We start from the raw sequence: 21,062 nt of genomic DNA on the forward strand, positions 1-21,062 counted from the left end.
AGGGTGTCGCGTGTCCGACGGTCGTGCTGCGAAGGGCGTATAGGCCGGAATGGCGTACCTATATGCCCGTTTGTCGCAGTGCTGTCAATTTTGACCGTGTTCGGGCCGTGTTCGCGACCTGATTCCACTTCCCCCTCGGAGCCTGCCATGCCCAAGATCACGTACGTCTCCGTCGACAAGACCCCGCAGACGATCGATGTCCCCCTCGGCACCAGCGTCATGCGCGGAGCCGTCTCCCAAGGCGTCGACGGCATCGTCGCCCTGTGCGGCGGCAATCTTCAGTGCGCCACCTGTCACGTGTACGTCGACCCGGAGACCGCTGCCAAAACGGTGCCGATCGGGTCCGACGAGGGCGACATGCTGGAGTACACGGCCAGCCCCCGGCGCCCCGAGAGCCGGCTGAGCTGCCAGTTGGAGGTCACCGATGCGCTCGACGGTCTCATCGTCCACCTGCCTGAGAAGCAGCGGTGACGGCGGCCGTCGACATGTCCACGGCCGGGCACTCCGGCGGCGGCGTCGTTGTCGTCGGCGCCGGACAGGCCGGCTTCCAGACGGCGGTCTCGCTGCGCGAGCGCGGATACGGCGGGCGGATCACCCTGGTCGGGGACGAGGACGCGGCGCCCTACGAGCGGCCGCCGCTGTCCAAGGCGTACCTCACCGGCGAGGCGGACGAGGCCCTGCTGTGGCTTCGTCCGCCCGAGTACTACGTTCGGCAGTCCATCGACCTGCTGGCCGACAGGGTCACGGCGATCGATCGCGCGGCATGTACGGCACGCCTCGCCGGGGGCGGTGTCCTGGACTACGACCATCTGGTGCTCGCGACCGGCGCGCGGCCCCGCAGGCTCGCGGTGCCTGGGAGCGAACTGCGGGGGGTGTGGGCCCTGCGCACCCTGGCCGAGGCCCTCGCCCTGCGGGACGAGTTGCGGCGGGCCGCCGAGGTGGTGGTCGTCGGGGCGGGCTTCATCGGTCTGGAGTTCGCCGCGGCGGCGCGCGCACTCGGCTGCGCGGTGACCGTGGTCGAACTCCTGGACCGCCCCCTGGCGCGGGCTGTCGGAGAACGCACGGCCGAGCACTTCACCCGGCTGCACCGACGGCAGGGCACCCGCCTGCTCTTCGGGCGGCGGGTCGCCAGGTTCCACGACGACGGATCAGGCGCCGTGACCGAGGTGGAACTGTGCGATGGTTCGCGTCTGCCGACGGACTTGGTCGTTCTCGGCGCGGGTGTGGAGCCCCGTACGGAACTGGCGGAAACCGCCGGTCTGCGGGTGGACGACGGCATCGCCGTGGACGCCCGGCTGCGGACCGGCGACCCGGCGGTCTCGGCGATCGGCGACTGTGCGGCCTTCCCGTACCCGGCCGCGGGGCGCCGGATCCGACTGGAGTCGGTGCAGAACGCCGTCGGCCACGCCCAGTTGGTCGCCGAGCGGCTCACCGGACTGGAGCGGGACTACGACGACCTGCCCTGGTTCTGGAGCGACCAGTTCTCTTCCACCCTGCAGATCGCCGGCCTCTCCGCCGGCCATGACACCGAGGTGCTCCTGGGCGAATGGCCGGATGCTTTCTCCGTCCTGTCGTTCCGGGAGGACCGGCTCGTGGCGGTCGAGTCCGTGAACCGGCCGGCCGACCACATGGCCGCTCGTCGGGTGCTCGCGAACGGAGTGCCGTTGGACCCTGCCACCGCGGCTGGCGACGGTTTCGCACTCCGGGACTACGCCAGGCGGCACCGCAGCAAGCCCCTGCGGCCCGCCACCGAGCCCGTCTGAGCGACCACCAGAGCCTTCCGGGCCCGGTACGCGCGCGGGAGCCGGTCATCCGGGCCCGGGGCGAACAAATCCGTCGAATTTCCGCGCGTGAAAGTCCTCTTTTTAGGGGGGAGGGCCGGATTCCGCTTCCCCGACTTTCTGCTGCGAACGTTTTCCGCCAAAGTTGTCAGCCGCTTGGTTGTTCACTCGGCATGTGGTGGAAAAAGTCGTTGCCTGTGCAACTCTGTTGAGGCAGGATTGATCGTGTTCGCGGATGGGAAAGCCATCCGCGTAGCCTTTAGGGGAAACTCATGCCTTCATTAGCTGGACCGCAGGGCTTTACCGATGAGGTGGAGCCGCGCCGCGCCAACCGTGCGACGGTCGAGCGTTACATGCACACCAAGGGACAGGACCGGCTGCGCCGGCACGAGCTGTTCACCGAGGACGGCTCCGGCGGCCTGTGGACCACCGACACGGGCAGTCCCATCGTCATCAACGGCCGCGATCGGCTGGCTGAGCACGCGGTATGGTCCCTCAAGTGCTTCCCGGACTGGGAGTGGTACAACGTGCGGGTCTTCGAGACCCAGGACCCCGAACACTTCTGGGTCGAGTGCGACGGGCACGGGAAAATCCTCTTCCCCGGCTACCCGGACGGGTACTACGAGAACCACTTCCTGCATTCCTTCGAGTTCGAGAACAGGAAGATCAAAAGGCAGCGGGAATTCATGAACCCGTTCGAGCAGTTGCGTGCGCTAAACATTCCTGTGCCGGAGATTCGGCGTGAGGGAATACCCACCTGACAGGCACGACAACACCGCTGGATCGGAGCACGTCGTGGAAGACGTCATACGGGAGATTCGTATCCGCGGGGCATCACAACAGCCTGAGTGGAGCGACCTTCTGCAATTAAGCCGGGTGGGCGAGGCACTCGCCGCACGTCCCTCCCTCATACAGCCCGACGACCTGCCTACGCTGCGGACCCTGTTGGGCAAGGTGGCGCTCGGCGAGGCCATGGTGCTGCAGACCGGAGACTGTGCCGAGGACCCGCGGGAGTGCACCCGCGACCATGTCGCACGCAAGACCGCACTGCTCGACGTGCTCGCCGGCACGCTCGGCCTGATCACCGGCAAGCCCGTCCTGAGAGCGGGACGCATCGCGGGGCAGTTCGCCAAGCCCCGTTCCAAGCCGACCGAACTCGTTGGCGGCGTGGAACTCCCCGTGTTCCGGGGGCACATGGTCAACGGGCCGGAGCCCGAACAGGAGAGCCGGAGACCCGATGCCCTGCGCATCCTCACCGGCTACATGGCCGCCTGTGACATCGTCGAACACCTGGGCTGGCGTGATCGCGCCGCAGGGCGCGACGTCGTGTCACCCCTGGTGTGGACCAGCCACGAGGCGCTGCTGCTCGATTACGAGATGCCCATGCTCCGCACCGACGACAAGGGCCGGCTCTATCTGGGCTCGACCCACTGGCCGTGGATCGGCGAGCGCACCCGCCAGGTCGAAGGCGCCCATGTCGCCCTGCTCGCCGAGGTGGCCAACCCGGTGGCGTGCAAGGTCGGCCCCACCATGGAGCCCGACGAACTGCTCGCCCTGTGCGAGCGGCTCGACCCGTGGCGCGACCCCGGGCGGCTCACCCTCATCGCGCGGATGGGAGCCGACGTCGTCGCCGACCGGCTGCCGCGCCTCGTCGAGGCCGTACGCGGCGCGGGCCACCCCGTCGTCTGGCTCAGCGACCCGGTGCACGGCAACACCATCACGGCCCCCGGCGGCCACAAGACGCGGCTCGTGGAGACCGTCTCGCTCGAGGTCTCCCGCTTTGTCGAGGCCGTGCGCGGCGCGGGCGGCGTCGCCGGCGGACTGCACCTGGAGACCACGCCGGACGACGTCACCGAGTGCGCCGTCACCGAGGCCGACCTCGGTTCCGTCGGGGAGCGGTACACCTCGTACTGCGATCCCCGTCTCAACCCTTCGCAGGCCGTCTCCGTGGTCCGGTCCTGGACCGCCTGAGCCGCCTTCCTTCGCGACTCCTCTCTGCGTATCAAGCACACGCGTATCAAGCCAGGAACTGGAGTTATGATCGGCATTCCCCCCATATGCCCTTATCTGTTACCAGCTGAGGGCAATCTGCCGTCGGCTGTCGTGTCCTGGAAGGCCGAGGCAGACCGGTCGGTCCTGCTCGTCCATGACATGCAGCGGTACTTCCTCAAGCCGTTCCCTGACAGCACGCGCCACGAGCTCGTACACAACGCGGCACGGCTGCGCGACCGCTGCGTCGCACTCGGCATCCCGGTCGCCTACACCGCCCAGCCGGGCGGCATGACCGACCAACAGCGCGGACTGCTCAAGGACTTCTGGGGTCCGGGCATGCGGCCCGAACCGGAAGACCGCCAGGTGGTCGACGCCCTCGCGCCGGCCGAGCACGACTGGCTGCTCACCAAGTGGCGCTACAGCGCCTTCTTCAAGACCGACCTGCTTCAGCGGATGCGCACCGAGGGCCGCGACCAGCTCGTCCTGTGCGGCGTCTACGCCCATGTCGGTGTGCTGGCCACCGCCGTCGACGCCTTCACGCACGACATCCAGCCGTTCTTCGTCGCGGACGCCACGGCCGACTTCTCGGAGGACTACCACCGCTCGGCCCTCACCTACGCCGCCGAGCGCTGCGCCCTCGTCACCACGGTCGACGGGCTGTTCTCATGAGGTACAGACCGCCCGGAACTGCCGGGCACGAAACGGCCGTCGATCTGCTCGACCAGGTGCTGAGCGGGCACTCGGAGGCGTTCGCCCTGCTGCACCGGCCCGGCATCACCGGCCCCGGCGTCGTGGAGGTCCTGACGGGCACGGTGTCGCTGCCCGCCACGCTGGCCGACCTCCCGCTGCCCCCGGCACCGGATCCCGGTGCCGGCGCACACCACGAGGTCCTCGTCGTTCTTCCCTACCGGCAGCTCACCGAGCGCGGATTCGCCTGCGTCGACGACGGGACGCCACTGGTGGCGATGACCGTCACCGATCAGCAGCGACTGCGGTACGCGGAGGCGCTGGCGCGCATCCCCGATGCGCCGACCCCGCTGACGGGGGGCGACTTCGACATCGATGACGAGGCGTACGAGGACATGGTGCGCCGCATCGTCGAGGAGATGATCGGTACGGGGGAGGGCGCGAACTTCGTCATCAAGCGCACCTTCGTCGCCGACATCACGGACTATGTGCCGCACAGCGCCCCCGCGCTGTTCCGCCGGCTGCTGGAGCGCGAGTCCGGCGCCCACTGGACGTTCCTGATCCACACGGGCACCCGGACCCTGGTTGGCGCCTCGCCCGAGCGGCACGTCAGCCTCCAGGGCGGCACGGCCGTCATGAACCCCATCAGCGGTACGTACCGCTACCCGCCCTCGGGCCCCACCCTGTCGGGCGTACTGGAGTTCCTGGGGGACCGGAAGGAGACCGACGAGCTGTACATGGTCCTCGACGAGGAACTCAAGATGATGGCCCGGATCTGCGAGACGGGCGGCCGGGTCGTGGGCCCGTACCTCAAGGAAATGGCCAGGGTCGCGCACACCGAGTACTTCATCGAAGGGCGCACCGACCGCGACGTGCGCGAGATCCTGCGCGAGACGATGTTCGCCCCCACGGTCACCGGCAGCCCGCTGCAGAGCGCCTGCCGCATCATCAACGCCTACGAGCCGGGGGGCCGTGGTTACTACAGCGGTGCCGCCGCGCTCATCGGGCGAGACGCCGACGGGGAGCGGGTCATGGACTCGGCGATCCTGATCCGTACGGCGGACATCACCCCCGAGGGGCGTATCGCCATCGGAGTGGGCGCCACCATCGTGCGGCACTCCGACCCCACCTCCGAGGCCGCGGAGACCCGCGCCAAGGCGGCCGCACTGGTCGCCGCCCTCGACGGGGGTCAGAAGGAACGATTCGCCGACCATCCGGGCGTACGCCGGGCACTGGAGCTGCGCAACGACTCCATCGCCGAGTTCTGGCTCTCCGACACCGAGGCACGCGCGTCGGCGCTGCCGGAACTGGCCGGGCGCAGCGTCCTGGTCGTGGACGCCGAGGACACCTTCACGTCGATGATCGACCAGCAGCTGCGGTCCCTGGGACTGCGGGCGACGGTCCGTCGGTACGACGAGGAGTACCGCTTCGAGGGCCACGACCTGGTCGTGATGGGCCCGGGGCCGGGGGATCCGGAGGAGGCCGCGCATCCCAAGATGCGGCACCTGCGCACGGCGATCCGCACACTGCTGTGCGAACGCCGGCCGTTCCTCGCCGTGTGTCTCAGCCACCAGGTCCTCGGGCACCGGCTCGGCCTGCCGCTGCGCCGCAGGGCGGTGCCCAACCAGGGTGTGCAAAAGGAGATCGACCTGTTCGGCGCGACCGAACGCGTCGGCTTCTACAACACCTTCGCCCTGGTCAGCGAGCACGACGAGTTCGTCGCGGACGGCGTGGGTCCGGTCCGGGTGAGCCGTGACCCGGCCACTGGTGAGGTCCACGCGCTGCGTGGACCGGGCTTCGCCTCGCTGCAGTTCCACCCCGAATCCGTGCTCACCAGGGAAGGCCCCCGCATCGTGGGCACGACCCTGGCCGGCCTGCTCGCGCTGGCCCCCACTCCCTGAGCGACCTGATCCCGTCAAAGCCGCCGGGTCGGCGCTCCACCCCCGCGCGCCGCCCCGGCTCCTCTACCCACGCCCCCAACGATGAGTGGGAGAACAGATGCACAGGTACGTCGTCGTCGATGCCTTCGCCCGACAGCCCCTCACCGGCAACCCGGTGGCGGTGTTCTTCGAGGCCGATGACCTGACCGCCGAGCAGATGCAGCGCATCGCACGGGAGATGAACCTGTCGGAGACCACGTTCGTCCTCGGACCGCGGCAGGACGCGGACGCTCATGTGCGGATCTTCACGCCGGTCAACGAACTCCCCTTCGCGGGACACCCGTTGCTCGGCACCGCGATCGCGCTGGGCCGACGCACCGACGCGGACCGGCTGCGGATCGAGACCGCCATGGGTGTCATCCCCTTCCAACTGGAACGCGTGGACGGGAAGGTCGTCGCGGCGAGCATGCGCCAGCCGGTGCCGACGTGGGATATCTTCGACCGCGCCGACGAGCTCCTCGACGCGCTGGGTGTCGGCGCGTCGACGCTCCCGGTGGAGATCTACCGGAACGGTCCCCGGCACGTCCTCGTCGGCTTCGAGAGCGTCGAGGCCCTGTCGAAGGTGGACCCCGACCACCGCGCCCTGGCCCGCTTTCCCGACATGGCGACCAACTGCTTCGCCGGATCGGCAAGTTCCTGGCGCAACCGCATGTTCTCGCCCGCGTACGGAGTCGTGGAGGACGCCGCCACCGGTTCCGCCGCCGGGCCCATCGCCATCCACCTGGCCCGGCACGGCCTCGGCGCGTACGGGCGGCGCATCGAGATCACGCAGGGCGTCGAGATCGGCCGGCCCTCTCCCATGGGCGCGCTCGTGCACGGGGAGGGCGACCGGGTCGACTCCGTCGAAGTCTCGGGCCATGGCGTCGTCGCCATCGAAGGAGTGCTCCATGTCTGATCTGTCCCCGCCCAACGTCCGCGACCGTGCCCGCCGTTCGGAGACACTCACCGGAACCGTCGACGTGGACTTCCCCGAGTTCTTCGCGCCGCCCCCCGAGCCGATGGGACTGCTGGCATCGTGGCTCGAGGCCGCCGTCGCCCACGGGGTGCGGGAGCCACGGGCGCTGGCCCTGGCCACCGCCGACGCCCGGGGCCGCGCATCCTCCCGCATCGTGGCGATCAACTCCGTGTCGGACTCCGGAATCGTCTTCATCACCCACGCCGACAGCCAGAAGGGCCGGGAACTCGCCGAGAACCCGTGGGCGTCCGGCGTCCTGTACTGGAGGGAGACCAGCCAGCAGATCACGCTGGCCGGCCCCGTGCGCCGGCTGTCCGACGCCGAGGCGGAGACGCTGTGGTCCGCGCGGCCCGTCTTCACCCACGCCATGACCGCCGTCTCCCGGCAGAGCCGGCCGCTGGACGACCTCGACCACTTCACCGAGCTGCGGGCCAAGGCCCTTCAGCTGGGCGAGCCGGCCCGGCCGCTGCCGCGCCCCGAGTCGTTCGTGGGCTATCGACTCGAGCCCGCAGCCGTGGAGTTCTGGGCCAACGGCACCGACCGGCTGCACGAACGACTGCGCTACGACCGCGCCGGCTGCGGCTGGGAGATCAGCCGGCTCCAGCCGTGACGGCGGCGCGCGCGTCCGCCACGACCCGCCAACCCTCCGGAGACGTCATGACCTCCTCCCCGCCCCCCCGGCCCGGCACCGCCGCACCGGTGTTCACCGACCACCACGACCTGCGCGCCCGCAACCGGCGGGCCGTGGAGCAGTACATGGAGACCGGCGCGGAGGCCCGGTTGCGCAGGTACGACCTGTACACCGAGGACGGCACGGCGTCGCTCTTCTACACCGACATCGGCCGGCCCATCGTCGTCCGGGGCAGGGAGAAGCTGAAGCGGCACGGTGAGCTCTCCCTGAAGGTGCTGCCCGACTGGCGGTGGACCGACGCGCGCGTCTACGAGACGCAGGACCCGGCCGTCATCTGGGTCGAGTGCGACGGCGAGGGAACGATCCGGTTCCCCGGCTATCCGGAAGGCCACTACCGCAACCACTTCATCCACGGCTTCACGCTGAGCGACGGGCGGATCGTCTCCAGCCGCGAGTACACCAACCCGATCGAGCACATGCGTGCCCTCAGCATCGAGACACCGCACATCAAGCGGGACTGGATCCCCTCCTGACCTGCCCCGACGCCCCGCCCACCCCGAAGGAAGAGACAGGCCATGAGCACAGACGTCACTCCGACGGCATCCCGCACCACCCTCGGCCTCATCACCGCCGCATGGCACACCCAGTCCGTGTACGCGGCGGTCGCGTTGGGCCTGCCCGACCTGGTCGCGGCGGGGCACACCGGCGTCCAGGCCCTCGCCCGGGCCGCCGGCGCGGACGAGGACGGCGTACGGCGCCTGCTGCGGCTGCTGGTACGCCTCGGCGTGTTCGAGGAGAGTGAGGACGGCGGCTACCGCAACACCGAGGTGGGCGACCTGCTGCGGGACCGGCCCGGCTCGCTGCGTGACGTGTGCCTGCTGTACGGCAAGGAGTTCTACCAGGCGTGGGGGCACGCCAGCGAGACATTCCGCACCGGCAGGCCCGGGTTCGAGGAAGCGTACGGGCAGTCGCTCATCTCCTACCTGCGCGACGACGCCGACGCCGCCAAGCGCTTCCAACGGGCCATGCAGGCGCAGGCGAGCAATTTCTCCTTCGACGCGGTCCCCAAGGAGATCGACTTCGCAGCCGACCGGCACGTCGTCGACATAGCGGGCGGCAGCGGCCAGCTGCTGGCCAGCGTGCTGAACGCGGCTCCCGGGGCCCGGGGCACCCTCCTCGACCTGGAGCACGCCCTTCCCATCGCCCGCGCGCACCTGGAGCGTGCCGTGGGCGACGACCGGGCCGCGCTCGTCGCCGGGGACATGTTCACCAGCCCGTTCCCCAAGGACGCGGACACCTATCTCCTGTCCCGGGTCCTCGGCGACTGGCCGGACGACGACTGCGTGCGCCTCCTGCGCAAGGTGCGCGAGTCCATGGCGGAGCACTCCCGCCTCCTGGTCATCGAGCTGGTCGTGCAGGACGGCGGGGACGGTCTGCTGGCCCCGCTGTGGGACCTGCACCTGCTGGTCGTCAACGGCGGCCGCCAGCGCACCCTCGGCGAGTACCGCGAACTGGCCGCCCGCTCCGGTCTGTCCATCGAGCGGTTGGTCCCCCTGCCCATGGAGGCCACGGCATTGGTGCTGACGCCTGAGGGCTGACCATGAGGCACTGACGGCCTCGCCCCCTTCCTCAGCTCACGCCCCACTCGCGCCACCCGTGCGTCCTCGGACAGCAGCCGCTGCGAGGTCGTGGCTCTGCCTTCCTGTCGTGATCGAGGAGTCTGCATGGCACACCAGCAGCCGAGCGAACCGCCCACAGCCACCATCGGCCCCCTTGGCCCGGACGTCCGCGTCCGGGAACCGGACAGCGGACCGCGCCTCATCCACGGTGTGAGCACGTCGGTGTCCGCTTTCGTCGGCGATGCGCCGGGCCTGCCGGAAGAGCCTGTCTTCGTCCGCAGCCTGCCGGAGTTCATCGAGACCTTCATGCCGGGCAGGACCGGCGAGAAGACGTCCTCCTTCGTCCGTGATGCCGTGCTCGGCCACTTCCGCAACGGCGGTGGCGGCGTCTGGATCCTCGCAGCGGCCGAGGGCCCGGACCGGGTCGCCGCCTACCGGTCCGCTCTCGCCGGCCTGGAGTGCGTCGCGGAGGTCACCCTGGTGGTGGCGCCGGATCTGTGGCGGGTGGAGGAGGACGCGCACGAGATCGCACAGGCGATCGCCGGGCACTGCCGCCGCATGGGCAACCGGGTCGCCCTGCTGCACACCCGGCAGGGTCTCGTCCCCGCCGATGTGCGGAGCAGACCGTTCGAACTGGGGGAGCCCGATGCCCGGTTCGCCGCTGTCTACTATCCGTGGATCACCGTAACCGGGACCGACGGGAGCGAACGGCTGGTTCCGGCGTCGGGGCACGTGTCCGGGATGACCTGCCTCGTCGGCGCCGAGCTGGGCGTGCACAGGGCGCCCATGAGCCCGTTGCTGGGAGTACTGAAACACGAGCGGCAACTGTCCGACGACGAGCAGGAGTCGATCAGCCGTCTCGGAGTGAACTGTTTGCGGTCCTCTCCGGAACTGGAGCAGGGCATCCGGGTGTTGGGGGCACGCACACTGTCCACCGATACCGACTGGATGCGCCTCGACGTGCGTCGCCTGGTGAGCCACGCGCGCGCGTCACTCGCACGGGGAACCCGATGGGCCGCCTCGGAGCGGAACGACGCCCGCCTGCGGGCCACGGTCCGCGAGTCCGCCACGGTGTTCCTGAGGCAGCTGTGGCGCCAGGGGGCCCTGCACGGCCGGTCCGCCGACCAGGCGTTCCACGTCGTCTGCGACGACCGTAACAACACGTCCGAAGACATCGCACAGGGCAGGTTGAACCTCGACGTCGGCCTCGCCGCCGTGCGGCCGGCCGAGTTCATCGCCTTCCGCGTTCAGCAGTGAATCGGAGACACGAAACACAAGGGGGAAGAGATCCATGGATCCTCACATATGTCCCAGAAACCACACCCAGAGAAATCGCGCCGCGGCCGGGTCCGTCCTCTGTGTCCCGTGCATCAGGCAACTGGAACGTAATCTGCACGCACTTCCCGGCCTCCACCAGGAATGTCTGCACCACATCCTGTCGACGCCCCGGCGAAGGAACCCGACGAAGGTGTCCGGGAGCCGCAAGCGGGATCAGCTGAATCTTTCCGCCCTCGACGCCCGGAACAACATCACGGCGATCCTGGAATCCTGGTCGGCACTGGTCGCGGAGAAGCTGGGCACCCTCGTCCCGGACCGTACTGTCCCGCACCTGGTCCGTTTCCTCGCACTCCACCTGGAGTGGCTCACCGCCCAGCCTCCGGCCACCGACTTCGCGGACGAGATCGAAGGCCTCCGTGCCGAACTGGCGCGCGCCATCGACCCCGACTCCGGCGATCTCCGTACACCTGCCCGGCAGTGTGTCGTGGACGGCTGCACGGGAACGATCGACGCCACCCCGAAAAACATCGGAAACGCCCCGAAGAGGAGCATCAGCTGTTCTTCAGGGCACTCATGGGAGATACGCGAATGGCTCACCCTTCGGCACCTCATGGACCGGCAGCGAAAGGACGTCGCATGAACAAGCCGCCCCGCCACCGGCTCGTGCCGACGAATGTGGCCGCCCTCGCCGCGGGCGTTTCCGAAGCGACCATTCGAAAGTGGGTGAGCCGAGGAAAGATTACCCGCTACGGCACACCGGGCCGCTCGGAGTTCGACATAGAAGAGCTCACCGAGATAGCTCTGAACCGCCGGACCTGACCCGGCCGGTCAAGCCGGCCAGGACCGCGGCGACGACCTCGTCGACCATCCGTCCGTCCACGCGGACGGTCCTGGTGGCGACCTGCAGATAGAGGTGGTGCCGCGCCTGCGTCAACTCCCGCCACCGTTCGTGGGGGTTGACGGCCAGCAGCGGACGCGCCTCGATCAGCCCGATCCGCCGGACCGCCTCCTCGACGTCCATCGAGAGATGGACGACGGGGTGGGCGGCGAGCAGCCTCCGGGTGCCGGCGTCCAGGACCGCGCCGCCGCCGAGGGCGAGGACAGCCCCGTGTTCCGCGAGCGCGGTCGCGACGGCGGCCTTCTCCAAGCCACGGAAGTGCGCCTCGCCCTCGGCTTCGAAGATGTCCGCGACGGTCCGGCCCCGCGCGGCCACGATGTCGTCGTCGGTGTCCCGGAACGCGCAGCCGAGACGTTCGGCCAGCACCCGGCCCACCGTCGACTTGCCGACCCCCATCGGACCGACCAGCACCACCCGCGGTCCGCTCACCGGATCCGCAGATCCTCGACGTACGACCGCACGTTGCGCCGCGTCTCGCGCACGCTGTCGCCGCCGAACTTCTCCGCCATCGCGTCCGCGAGGACCAGCGCGACCATCGCCTCGGCGACGATCCCGGCCGCCGGCACCGCGCACACGTCGGACCGCTGGTGATGAGCCTGCGTGGCCTCACCGGTGACCACGTCCACGGTCTTCAGGGCCCGCGGCACGGTCGCGATGGGCTTCATCGCGGCCCGCACCCGCAGCAGCTCACCGGTGGTCAGCCCGCCCTCGGTACCGCCCGAGCGCCCCGAGGCACGCCTGACGCCTTCCTCGGTGGCCAGGATCTCGTCGTGCGCCTGTGAGCCGGGCACCCGGGACAGCTCGAAACCGTCACCGACCTCGACACCCTTGATCGCCTGGATGCCCATGAGGGCCCCGGCCAGCCGGGCATCCAGCCTGCGGTCCCAGTGCACGTGCGAACCGAGCCCCACCGGCACCCCGTAGGCGAGCACCTCGACGACCCCGCCCAGGGTGTCGCCGTCCGAGTGGGCCCGGTCGATCTCGGCGACCATCGCCTTCGACGTATCGGCGTCCAGGCAGCGCACCGGATCGGCGTCCAGCCTCTCCCCATCCGCCGGACTCGGGTACACCCCGTACGGCGCCTTCACCGAGGCCAGCTCCACCACGTGCGAGACGATCTCGATCCCGGCGGTCTCCTTCAGGTAGGAGCGCGCGATCGCGCCCAGCGCGACGCGGGCCGCCGTCTCGCGCGCGGAGGCCCGCTCCAGGACCGGACGGGCCTCGTCGAAGCCGTACTTCTGCATGCCGGCGAGGTCGGCGTGGCCGGGCCGCGGCCGGGTCAGCGGCGCGTTGCGGGCCAGGCCCGCCAGCACCTTCGGGTCGACCGGGTCGGCCGCCATGACCTGTTCCCACTTCGGCCACTCGGTGTTGCCCACCATCACCGCGACCGGCGAGCCCAGGGTCAGCCCGTGCCGGACACCACCCACGAAGGTGACCACGTCCCGCTCGAACTTCATCCGCGCCCCGCGGCCATGGCCAAGGCGCCGCCGCGCCAGGTGGTCCGCCACCCTCTCCGTGGTGATCGGCACGCCGGCCGGAAGCCCTTCCAGCGTCGCGACAAGAGCGGGTCCGTGCGACTCTCCGGCCGTCAGCCAGCGCAACCTGCTCAACGGTGCTCCCTTTCCGACGAGAACGTCCAGCCGCCGGTGGATGTCCATTGCGGCAGACGAACGGTTGAGGGTGATGCAGTGCAGACCGGGCGCCAAGGCAGTCCTCGGCCCGGAAGACATCTGGGTGATGGCGTAGTCGGCGCCGGCCCGGCACTTGGCTCCACGGGCCCCGAGGATCGCCGGTCATGCGGTACTCCCTCCGGCAGGAGTGGCCACGCCGTACGCCGTGGCCACCAGGGATCGCAGGTCGTCGCGGGACGCGGTGTAGGTCTGCGTACCGACATGAGCCAGGGCGAGGCCGGCCAGGGCCGACCCTGGCTGTGCGCAGAGCACGGGTTCCTGGCCAGTGGCCAGCGCGGCCAGGTAGCCGGCGCGGAAGGCGTCGCCGCCACCGGTCGGGTCGACGCCGTCCTCGACCGGGACGGCGGGGACGTCCAGCCGGGGAGTCCCGGCGCGTTCGATGCGACTGCCCTTGGCCCCCAGGGTGGTGACCCATGTTCCGACCCGCCGCAGCACCTCGGCATGGGTCCAGCCTGTCCTGGACAGGAGGAGTCCGTGTTCGTACTCGTTGGTGAACAAGTGGTCGGCGCCGTCCACGAGTTCCCGGATCCGACCGCCGTCGAGGCGGGCCAGTTGCTGGGACGGGTCAGCGATGAAACGGATGCCCTGGGCGCGGCACGCGCGTGTGTGGCGGAGCATCGCGGCCGGGTCGTCGGCGCCGATGAGGACGAGTCGGGCCTCACCGTGGGCCCGCAGGACATCGACGAGGTCGATGTCGGCGGCCTCGGACATCGCACCGGGGCAGAAGGAGGCGATCCGGTTGCCGTCCAGGTCGGTGGTGCACAGGAAGCGAGCGGTGTGGCGCGTGGGAGAGACCCGGACCGCCGAGATGTCCACACCCTGGCCGGCGAGCCGTCGGCCGTGGCCCTCGTGGAAATCGGGACCGACGGCTCCTACCAGGAGTGGGCGGTGCCCCAGCACAGCCAGACCGTAGGCGATGTTGGCGGCCACGCCGCCGTCGCGGATCTCCAGAGCGTCGACCAGAAAGGAGAGCGAGACATGATCGATGCGGTCGGCCAGCAGCTGGTCGGTGATGCGGCCGGGAAAAGTCATCAGGTGGTCCGTTGCCACGGAACCGGTGACGGCGATCCTCATGTCGGCTCCTGTGCTCCTTCCGGGAGTGTCATGGCCGATGTCCGAGGACGGCCGTGGACATGTCACCACTCGACCAGCGCGAAACCCGCCGCCATACCACCGCCGAATCCGGCCAGGAGGATCAGGTCGCCCGGGCTGAAGGCGCCCGCACGGGCGGCGACGTCCAGGGTGATCGGGATGGAGGCGGCTCCCGTGTTGCCGTAGTGCGTCAGTGTGCGATGGGTGGTGGCACGGGACAGGGACAGATCCGGGACGACGTCGTCGAGCATGACGCCGTTGGCCTGGTGCGGGACGAAGTGGCTGATGTCGTCGGGTGCGACACCGGCATCGTGGAGGAACTGCTTGGTCAGGTTCGGCAGTTGTCCGGTGACGAAGTGGCGCACCTCTCGCCCGTCCATCGCGAAGTACTGCAGACCGGCGTCCAGGGCAGACTGGTCGCAGGGCAGTCGGCTGCCGCCCGCGGGCACCTCTATCAGCCCCGACAGTTCGCCGAACGTGTGCAGCGATAGGTGCCGGACGCGGGGGCCCTTGCCGGCCGGACCCAGCACCAGCGCGCCGGCGCCGTCTCCGAACAGGACGACCGTCTTGCGATCGGCCGGGTTCAGGATGCGCGAGTACAGGTCCGCACCGATGACCAGCGCATGGCCGCCCCGCCGCGCGAGCACGCCCTCGACCGCGGCGAGCGCGAACAGGCTGCCGGAACACACGGCGTTCACGTCGAACGCCGCTGCGCCGACCGCGCCGAGCCGGTGTTGCACGTAGGCCGCGGTGGGCGGCTGGGGCCGGTCCGGCGTGGAGGTGGCGACCACGACCGCGGACAGCCGGCCGGCGGTGATGCCGGCCGACTGCAGCGCGGCACGTCCCGCGGCCACGGCCAGATCCGAGGTGGCCTGGTCGGATGCCGCCCAACGCCGTTCCCGGATCGCGGTCTTGCGAGTGATCCAGGCGTCGTCGACCCCTGCCGCCGCGCCGACTTCGGCATTGGTGACGACGCGATCCGGCACATGGGAACCCGTACCGAAGATCCCGATGTCAGTCATGGGTCCGCTTCACCTGTAGCACCTCTCGTAGATGCGTTTGTGGCCGCGCAGCGCGGCCAGCCGAAACGGCCCGGTGGTCTGCGCCGGGATGGGGTGATCGCCGCCGTCGGCCGGCAGGGACCGCTGGTGCAGCCGGCGGTAGCCGACGTAGTCGACCGGTTGCCGCCGGTCGATCGCCTCGCGGTGCGCCTCGGTGCGCAGGTGTTCCCGGTAACCGGGTACGACGGTCCCGGCGAAGAACTCGCCGACGCTGCCGGAGCCGTAGCTGACGAAGCCGATGGACCGGTCGGTCAGGTCGTCCGCCTGGTCGAGCAACGCCGCGAGGGCGAGGTACACCGACGCGGTGTAGCTGTTGCCGACGACCCTGTTGTAGGCCGTGGTCTGCCCGATGGCCCGCGCGATCCGCGCCTCGTCGGTGACGTACCCGCAGTAGTTCAGCAGGTGGCGGTGCGCCTTGTAGGCCATCTTGGTGAACGGCTGGTGGTAGCAGAACGCGTCGAACCCGTCCAGGGAGCGGCCGCCCTGCTCCACGTAGTCCTTCCAGGTGCCCTCCACCGCCTGGAGGTAGGCGGTGATGGACTCCTGCCCGTCGACCAGTGCGGTGTCCCGGTAGTTCGGACGCCAGAAGTCCATGACGTCGGCGGTGAACAGGCCCGAGGGTCCCTCGATACGCACCAGTGCGGGGTCCGCGCCGACCAGCATGGCCACCGCCGCCGCACCCTGGGTCGCCTCACCCGGGCTGTCCAGGTCGTACTTGGAGACGTCGCTCGCGATCACGAGGACCCGCTGCGCCGGGTCACGGTGGACGAGGCCGATGGCGAACTGCAGGGCCGCCGTCGCCCCGTAGCAGGCTTGCTTCAGTTCGACGACCCTGGTGGCCGACGGCAGCCCGAGCAGCGAATGGACGTACACGCCGGCGGACTTGGCCTGGTCGATCGACGACTCCGTCGCGAACACGACCGTTCGGATCCGGTCGGTGCCGTGCCGGGAGACGATGGGCTCGGCGGCGGCCGCGCCCATGGTCACGATGTCCTCGTCGGCGCCGGGTACGCTCATCGACTGCTGGCCGATGCCCACGTGGTATTTGCCGATCTCGGTGCCGTTGTGCTCGGCGAGTGCCGTGTGCGGCAGGACGAACTCGGTTGTCGCGAACGACAGATCGTGAATGCCGACGCCGGAATCGCTGGCCATGCCTTATACACCGACCTTTACCGTCTTGTTGTCGCGTTCCAGTTGGACGTGGGCCCGCATGAGTTCACCCGGGTTCGTCTGCGCCGCGAGGAGCGAGAGTTCACCGCACAGCACCGTCGCCGCCGCGATTACGGCGAGCCGGCGCGCGTTCTCTCCGGGGGCGCGGTCGGCCGTGCAGCCGAGCCGGGCCAGGTTGGTCTCCACGAAACCGAGGCCCTTGCCGTTGCCCACCGTGCCGACGATCAGGTTCGGCAGCGTGCAGGAGAAGTAGAGGTCGCCGTCCCGGTCCTCGGCCATGGTGACGCCCTGGGATCCTTCGACGATGTTGGCCGCGTCCTGACCGGTCGCCAGATAGAACCCGAGCAGCATGTTCGCGAAGTGGGCGTTCGCCGAGCGGATTCCCCCGGCGAGCAGGGTGCCGAGCAGGTTCTTGCGGATGTTCAGCTCGACGATCTTGGCGGCCGAGGTGTGCAGTACGCCCGCGACCACGTCACGCGGCACGTGCAGCTCTGTGACCACGTTCTTGCCGCGGCCTAGGATGCCGTTGACCGCGGTCGCCTTCTTGTCCGTGCAGTAGTTGCCGGAAATCGATCCGTAGGAGATTCCCGGAACGGTCTGCAGCAGATGCTTCAGCAGCGCGTCGGACGCGAGCGTCGCCATGTTGTGCCCGGACGCGTCGCCGGTGCTGAACTCGAACCGGAGGAACAGCAGGTTGGCCGTGATCTCGTGTCGGACGCCGATCAGCTCGGCGTACCTGCTGCAGCCGCGCACCACCTCGCGCAGCTCGTCGATCCGCGCCTCGACGGTCCGTGCGGCCGTGTACGCGGTCTGCGCGTCCGTCGCCTCGACGAGGACCGAACGTGTCATCCGTTCGTCGACGAGGGTGGCGACGATGCCGTGCTCGGCCAGCATGGAGACCTTTGCCCCACGGCCGACGGAGGGCCACAGCGGCGACTCGTAGGTGGCGAGTGGGACATGGGTCTCGGTGGTGGCGACGTTCCCTGAAATGCGGAGGGGCCCCACCCACTTCATCGGGACCCCTGCGGTGGCGTTCGTATCGGTCATCGTGTACTTCCCGTCAGCTCGTGAGGGGCCTCGAAGGAGCGGGACCGCTGGGCGAGCGGCCGGGTCTCGATGCCTCGGTCGGCGCAGAAGGCGTGAAGGGCGCCGTGGATCAGCAGATCGCAGCGCGTCAGCTCGGCAGGGGTGCGCGCGCCGAGCATGGTCTGCAGGGCCGCCAGCTGATCGAGCCACGTCGAGATCTGCGCGATCAGCGCCGATACGCCGCCGTCCATCAGCGTGCGGAGGAATCCCCCGGACACTCCGACGCCCGAAGCTCCGAGCGCCAGGGCGCGGGCCACATCGAGGGGATTGCGGACACCACCGGAGGCCAGTACGGGGATTCCGGCGTCCTGCGCGTCCAGGAGACAGGCGGCTGTGGACAGTCCCCAGCCGTGGAGGTACGCGTAGTCGGCGAGCTCCCGCCTGCCGTTCTCGATGCGGGCGAAGTCCGTGCCGCCCCGGCCGCCGAGATCGGCCACCGACACGCCCAGGTCGCGCAGCGTGAGGACGGTTTCCCGGCTGAGCCCGAAACCGACCTCCTTGACGATCACGGGGACCTCCACGGCCGCCGCGATCTTCTCGATCTGCGGGACCCAGGCCGCGAACGACCGGTCTCCCTCGGGCATCACCGTTTCCTGCACCGTGTTGATGTGGATCTGCAGGGCGTCGGCCCGCAGCAGGTCGATGGCCCGCCGCGCGTTGTCGACCGAGGCCGTGGCGTTGATGTTCGCCATGACGAACCCGTCCGGGTTCTCCTCGCGCAGCACGCTGAACGTGTGCGCGCACGACGGGTCCTTGAAGTACGCGCTCATGGACCCGGACGCGATGGGAACGCCGGTCTCACGGGCGGCGATGGCCAGATCCCGGTTGATGACACCGGTGTTGACGCTGCCGCCGGTCATGGCGTTGATGTACAGCGGCACCTGCCAGGAAATGCCGGCGAAGGCCGTGGCCTGTGACACGTCCGGCCGGTCGATACCGGCCAGGGCGTGGTGGACGAACGACACTTCGTCGAACTGGTTGTGTCCGCTGTGCTCGTGCCGCTGCTCGACAGCGAGCCGCACGTGGTCGTCCTTGCGTTGAGCGATCATTCCTCGTTCCCTTCCATGGCGGGACGGATCGGCAGTGGCCGCACCCCGGCCGTGGCCCACCGTTCCCGTACGCGAGCGATGTCCGACGACGCTTCCGTGTCCAGCAGGGCGATGCCGCAGTCGCCACCGCCCGCCCCGGAGGGCTTGGCCGCGCCGCCCACGGCTTCGGCGGCGTCGCACAGCGCCGTCAGCTGGTTCGTGAAGATGCCCAGCCCAACCTCGTCGTCCATGCGGGCCAACTCCCGCCGGGCCCGCCGGATCTGGTGCAGCAGGTCATGGCGGTCTCCTCGCTCGAGTGCGGCGACCGAGGAGCGCACACAGGCGGTCGTGGTCTCCACGAACCTCTGGTGGGACGCGCTGCCCCGCCAGGTCCGTCGGTTCAGGTCGGACACCAGGGACGCGGTGGAGGCAGGTGTTCCGGTCCAGCCGACTTCCAGTGAGAGGCCATGGGGTGGCGGCAGCCGGCGCACCTCGAAGCCCGGCCAGTGCGCGCGCATCGCCTCCTCGACTCCCCGGCGCCGGGCCAGGTCGAGCACGGCGGCCCGGTCGGGCGCCTGATACACGATCCAGCCACCCCACGTACTGGCGGCAAGATCACCGCCGGAGGCCTGGGCATCGAGGCCTGCCGTCGCGAGCAGGGCCAGGCGGAACCGGGTGTCGCGCGACAGCTCCAGACCGCAGAAGGACGCCACGGCCGCGACGGTCGCCACGGTCACCGCGCCACTCGAACCCAGCCCGAACTTCGTGCCGTTGTCGTGCAGGCGGCTGCTGACACAGACGCTCACCGAGGGCGCGGGAAGGCCGCGCTCGGCCAGCAGCCGGCCGACGATCTCGATCGCGGACACCACGTGTGCCAGGCCGCCGAGGGCACGCTGCCCGTCGTCGCAGTCTGTCCCGAGCCTGCCGTCCTGCCATTGCGTATGCACCTGGTGCGGACCGAGGTCGGAGGAGATTTCGACGTCGGCTTCGTCGGGTTCGGACACGGTGACGGTGACGTGCCGGTCCACGGCCACCAGGATCGCCGGGTTGCCGGGCTCCACCACCGCGTACTCGCCCGCGACGAACAACTTGCCCGGTGCGCGTCGGACGACCGTGCGAGGGCGGATCATCATCCGCCCTCGTTCAGCAGGCGGGCGCCCGGCCCTGGACCGGCGATGTGCACCGAGCACCCGGGCACGGTGCCGCGCACGGCTTCGGCCACCCGCTCCGCGTCCGCGCGCCGGCAGAGCACCTTGACGTTCGGCCCGGCGTCCATGGTGGCGTAGGCCGGTGTGCCGTCCCGTCTGAGCCGCAGCACGCTGTCGAGCACGGTGAGCGTGGCCGCCGACAGATAACGCACCGCCGGGCGCGCCGCCAGCATCGTCGCGTGCATCCCGAGCGCGTTTCGTTCCGCGACCTCTCCCACCGCATCGAGGTCAGCTCGGCGCAGCGCCTCGCGCATGCCGACGAGGTCGTCCTTGCTCGAGGCGGCCCACGGCCGGTACAGCGGGGAGGTTTCGACGGTCCGCCGCATGGCCTCGCGGCTGGGCACGGCCTTGGGCCCCGCGTCGACCACCGCGATGACCAGCGCGGGGTCGAGTCCGCCCGCGGGCACCGGCTCGGCGTACGAGCTGAGGTCCGTGTCCGTGGCCGTGCCGGTGTGCCGGCCTGCGTGCCAGAGCGCGAAGCCGCCGAAGATCGACCGCGACGCCGACCCGGATCCGCGTCGGGCCAGGCGCGACAGTGCGGTGGCGTCGAGATCGAGCCCGTACGTGGAGGCAGCGGCGACGGCGAGGGCGGCGAAACCACTCGCGGAGGACGCCAGCCCCGCCCCGGTGGGAACCGTGTTCTCGGTCTCCACGACGGCCCGTTGGGGAAGCCCGGCCCGCTCCCGCACCAGTTCCAGGAACGCGACGACGCGTCGCCGTGCCTCGCCCGCCACGGGAACGCCGTCGAGCGTCACCTCGTCGTGCTCCGCCTCGGGGGCGAGCCGGACGCGGGTGGTCGTCGGGAAGATGTCCAGGGTCATCGACAGGCTGTCGGTCCACGGGAGGACGAGGTGCTCATCGCGCTTTCCCCAGTACTTGATCAGCGCGATGTTCGGATGCGCGACGGCGGTGGCGCTTGTCACTGTGCTCCGCTCCCGTGATCGG

22 protein-coding genes are annotated in these 21,062 nt (G+C 70.0%); 13 read left to right on the top strand and 9 right to left on the bottom strand.

The window, feature by feature from the left end:
- The first annotated feature begins 147 nt into the window (after positions 1-147).
- The 13 genes from Q4V64_RS42940 (at position 148) to Q4V64_RS43000 (ending at position 11,702) form a co-directional block, all read left to right on the top strand.
- Positions 148-471, top strand: coding sequence for a 2Fe-2S iron-sulfur cluster-binding protein (locus tag Q4V64_RS42940; RefSeq protein WP_124443612.1), 324 nt, complete (start codon positions 148-150; stop codon positions 469-471).
- Positions 468-1,763, top strand: coding sequence for an FAD-dependent oxidoreductase (locus Q4V64_RS42945; protein WP_216377683.1), 1,296 nt, complete (start codon positions 468-470; stop codon positions 1,761-1,763). The genes Q4V64_RS42940 and Q4V64_RS42945 overlap by 4 nt, the downstream gene beginning before the upstream one ends.
- A 290-nt stretch (positions 1,764-2,053) precedes the next feature.
- Positions 2,054-2,542, top strand: coding sequence for a PhzA/PhzB family protein (locus tag Q4V64_RS42950; protein ID WP_124443611.1), 489 nt, complete (start codon positions 2,054-2,056; stop codon positions 2,540-2,542).
- A gap of 34 nt (positions 2,543-2,576) precedes the next feature.
- Positions 2,577-3,752, top strand: a complete 1,176-nt coding sequence (locus Q4V64_RS42955; RefSeq protein WP_124443610.1) for a 3-deoxy-7-phosphoheptulonate synthase — start codon at positions 2,577-2,579, stop codon at positions 3,750-3,752.
- Positions 3,753-3,818: 66 nt separating this feature from the next.
- Positions 3,819-4,442 (top strand): isochorismatase family protein, encoded by a 624-nt coding sequence (locus tag Q4V64_RS42960; protein WP_124443609.1) that lies wholly within the window; start codon positions 3,819-3,821, stop codon positions 4,440-4,442.
- Entirely contained in the window at positions 4,439-6,361 is a 1,923-nt protein-coding gene (locus Q4V64_RS42965) for an anthranilate synthase family protein (protein WP_124443608.1), read from the top strand. The genes Q4V64_RS42960 and Q4V64_RS42965 overlap by 4 nt, the downstream gene beginning before the upstream one ends.
- A gap of 97 nt (positions 6,362-6,458) precedes the next feature.
- Entirely contained in the window at positions 6,459-7,295 is an 837-nt protein-coding gene (locus Q4V64_RS42970) for a PhzF family phenazine biosynthesis isomerase (RefSeq protein ID WP_124443607.1), read from the top strand.
- Entirely contained in the window at positions 7,288-7,965 is a 678-nt protein-coding gene (phzG, locus tag Q4V64_RS42975; RefSeq protein ID WP_124443606.1) for a phenazine biosynthesis FMN-dependent oxidase PhzG, read from the top strand. The genes Q4V64_RS42970 and phzG overlap by 8 nt, the downstream gene beginning before the upstream one ends.
- A 47-nt stretch (positions 7,966-8,012) precedes the next feature.
- A complete protein-coding gene (locus Q4V64_RS42980; RefSeq protein ID WP_124443605.1) occupies positions 8,013-8,519 on the top strand; it encodes a PhzA/PhzB family protein in 507 nt (168 codons plus the stop codon).
- Positions 8,520-8,561: 42 nt separating this feature from the next.
- Positions 8,562-9,584, top strand: a complete 1,023-nt coding sequence (locus Q4V64_RS42985) for a methyltransferase (RefSeq protein WP_124443604.1) — start codon at positions 8,562-8,564, stop codon at positions 9,582-9,584.
- A 126-nt stretch (positions 9,585-9,710) separates the two neighbouring features.
- Positions 9,711-10,862 (top strand): phage tail sheath C-terminal domain-containing protein, encoded by a 1,152-nt coding sequence (locus Q4V64_RS42990; protein WP_303714224.1) that lies wholly within the window; start codon positions 9,711-9,713, stop codon positions 10,860-10,862.
- Positions 10,863-11,073: 211 nt separating this feature from the next.
- Positions 11,074-11,523, top strand: a complete 450-nt coding sequence (locus tag Q4V64_RS42995) for a hypothetical protein (protein ID WP_253267287.1) — start codon at positions 11,074-11,076, stop codon at positions 11,521-11,523.
- The gene (locus Q4V64_RS43000) at positions 11,520-11,702 is read left to right on the top strand and encodes a hypothetical protein (RefSeq protein ID WP_124443601.1); all 183 of its coding nucleotides are present in this window, start codon (positions 11,520-11,522) and stop codon (positions 11,700-11,702) included. The genes Q4V64_RS42995 and Q4V64_RS43000 overlap by 4 nt, the downstream gene beginning before the upstream one ends.
- Here Q4V64_RS43000 and Q4V64_RS43005 read toward each other — a convergent pair.
- The 9 genes from Q4V64_RS43005 to mvaD all read right to left on the bottom strand — a co-directional run bounded on the left by Q4V64_RS43005 (position 11,671) and on the right by mvaD (position 21,040).
- Positions 11,671-12,210, bottom strand: coding sequence for a shikimate kinase (locus Q4V64_RS43005; protein ID WP_124443600.1), 540 nt, complete (start codon positions 12,208-12,210; stop codon positions 11,671-11,673). The genes Q4V64_RS43000 and Q4V64_RS43005 overlap by 32 nt on opposite strands.
- Positions 12,207-13,391 (bottom strand): chorismate synthase, encoded by a 1,185-nt coding sequence (gene aroC, locus Q4V64_RS43010; protein ID WP_124443599.1) that lies wholly within the window; start codon positions 13,389-13,391, stop codon positions 12,207-12,209. The genes Q4V64_RS43005 and aroC overlap by 4 nt, the downstream gene beginning before the upstream one ends.
- A gap of 183 nt (positions 13,392-13,574) precedes the next feature.
- A complete protein-coding gene (locus tag Q4V64_RS43015; RefSeq protein ID WP_124443598.1) occupies positions 13,575-14,546 on the bottom strand; it encodes a carbohydrate kinase family protein in 972 nt (323 codons plus the stop codon).
- Between the two features lie 62 nt (positions 14,547-14,608).
- Positions 14,609-15,586, bottom strand: a complete 978-nt coding sequence (locus Q4V64_RS43020) for a ketoacyl-ACP synthase III (RefSeq protein ID WP_124443597.1) — start codon at positions 15,584-15,586, stop codon at positions 14,609-14,611.
- 9 nt (positions 15,587-15,595) lie between these two features.
- Positions 15,596-16,777 carry a hydroxymethylglutaryl-CoA synthase gene (locus Q4V64_RS43025; protein WP_124443596.1) on the bottom strand — a complete coding sequence of 394 codons (1,182 nt, stop codon included), beginning with the start codon at positions 16,775-16,777 and terminating at the stop codon, positions 15,596-15,598.
- 3 nt (positions 16,778-16,780) lie between these two features.
- The gene (locus Q4V64_RS43030) at positions 16,781-17,842 is read right to left on the bottom strand and encodes a hydroxymethylglutaryl-CoA reductase (RefSeq protein ID WP_124443595.1); all 1,062 of its coding nucleotides are present in this window, start codon (positions 17,840-17,842) and stop codon (positions 16,781-16,783) included.
- Positions 17,839-18,930: a type 2 isopentenyl-diphosphate Delta-isomerase gene (fni, locus tag Q4V64_RS43035; protein WP_124443594.1), complete on the bottom strand. Its 1,092-nt coding sequence runs from the start codon at positions 18,928-18,930 to the stop codon at positions 17,839-17,841. The genes Q4V64_RS43030 and fni overlap by 4 nt, the downstream gene beginning before the upstream one ends.
- Complete coding sequence (locus Q4V64_RS43040; protein ID WP_253267286.1) at positions 18,927-20,042, bottom strand: phosphomevalonate kinase; 1,116 nt, start codon at positions 20,040-20,042, stop codon at positions 18,927-18,929. Before Q4V64_RS43040 ends, fni begins: the two co-directional genes overlap by 4 nt.
- Complete coding sequence (mvaD, locus tag Q4V64_RS43045; protein ID WP_253267285.1) at positions 20,039-21,040, bottom strand: diphosphomevalonate decarboxylase; 1,002 nt, start codon at positions 21,038-21,040, stop codon at positions 20,039-20,041. The genes Q4V64_RS43040 and mvaD overlap by 4 nt, the downstream gene beginning before the upstream one ends.
- Between the last annotated feature and the right edge of the window lie 22 nt (positions 21,041-21,062).

Origin of the sequence: Streptomyces sp. NL15-2K (assembly GCF_030551255.1) — a bacterium.
Classification (GTDB): domain Bacteria; phylum Actinomycetota; class Actinomycetes; order Streptomycetales; family Streptomycetaceae; genus Streptomyces.

Bases quoted from the DNA above. Each gene is read 5' to 3' on its own strand.
- Q4V64_RS43020 (WP_124443597.1), bottom strand. From the start codon at position 15,586: ATGACTGACATCGGGATCTTCGGTACGGGTTCCCATGTGCCGGATCGC.
- Q4V64_RS42970 (WP_124443607.1), top strand. From the start codon at position 6,459: ATGCACAGGTACGTCGTCGTCGATGCCTTCGCCCGACAGCCCCTCACC.
- fni (WP_124443594.1), bottom strand. From the start codon at position 18,930: ATGATCGCTCAACGCAAGGACGACCACGTGCGGCTCGCTGTCGAGCAG.
- Q4V64_RS43040 (WP_253267286.1), bottom strand. From the start codon at position 20,042: ATGATGATCCGCCCTCGCACGGTCGTCCGACGCGCACCGGGCAAGTTG.
- Q4V64_RS43025 (WP_124443596.1), bottom strand. From the start codon at position 16,777: ATGGCCAGCGATTCCGGCGTCGGCATTCACGATCTGTCGTTCGCGACA.
- Q4V64_RS42960 (WP_124443609.1), top strand. From the start codon at position 3,819: ATGATCGGCATTCCCCCCATATGCCCTTATCTGTTACCAGCTGAGGGC.
- Q4V64_RS43000 (WP_124443601.1), top strand. From the start codon at position 11,520: ATGAACAAGCCGCCCCGCCACCGGCTCGTGCCGACGAATGTGGCCGCC.
- phzG (WP_124443606.1), top strand. From the start codon at position 7,288: ATGTCTGATCTGTCCCCGCCCAACGTCCGCGACCGTGCCCGCCGTTCG.
- Q4V64_RS42965 (WP_124443608.1), top strand. From the start codon at position 4,439: ATGAGGTACAGACCGCCCGGAACTGCCGGGCACGAAACGGCCGTCGAT.
- Q4V64_RS43030 (WP_124443595.1), bottom strand. From the start codon at position 17,842: ATGACCGATACGAACGCCACCGCAGGGGTCCCGATGAAGTGGGTGGGG.
- Q4V64_RS42950 (WP_124443611.1), top strand. From the start codon at position 2,054: ATGCCTTCATTAGCTGGACCGCAGGGCTTTACCGATGAGGTGGAGCCG.
- Q4V64_RS42980 (WP_124443605.1), top strand. From the start codon at position 8,013: ATGACCTCCTCCCCGCCCCCCCGGCCCGGCACCGCCGCACCGGTGTTC.
- Q4V64_RS42985 (WP_124443604.1), top strand. From the start codon at position 8,562: ATGAGCACAGACGTCACTCCGACGGCATCCCGCACCACCCTCGGCCTC.
- Q4V64_RS42990 (WP_303714224.1), top strand. From the start codon at position 9,711: ATGGCACACCAGCAGCCGAGCGAACCGCCCACAGCCACCATCGGCCCC.
- Q4V64_RS43015 (WP_124443598.1), bottom strand. From the start codon at position 14,546: ATGAGGATCGCCGTCACCGGTTCCGTGGCAACGGACCACCTGATGACT.
- Q4V64_RS42940 (WP_124443612.1), top strand. From the start codon at position 148: ATGCCCAAGATCACGTACGTCTCCGTCGACAAGACCCCGCAGACGATC.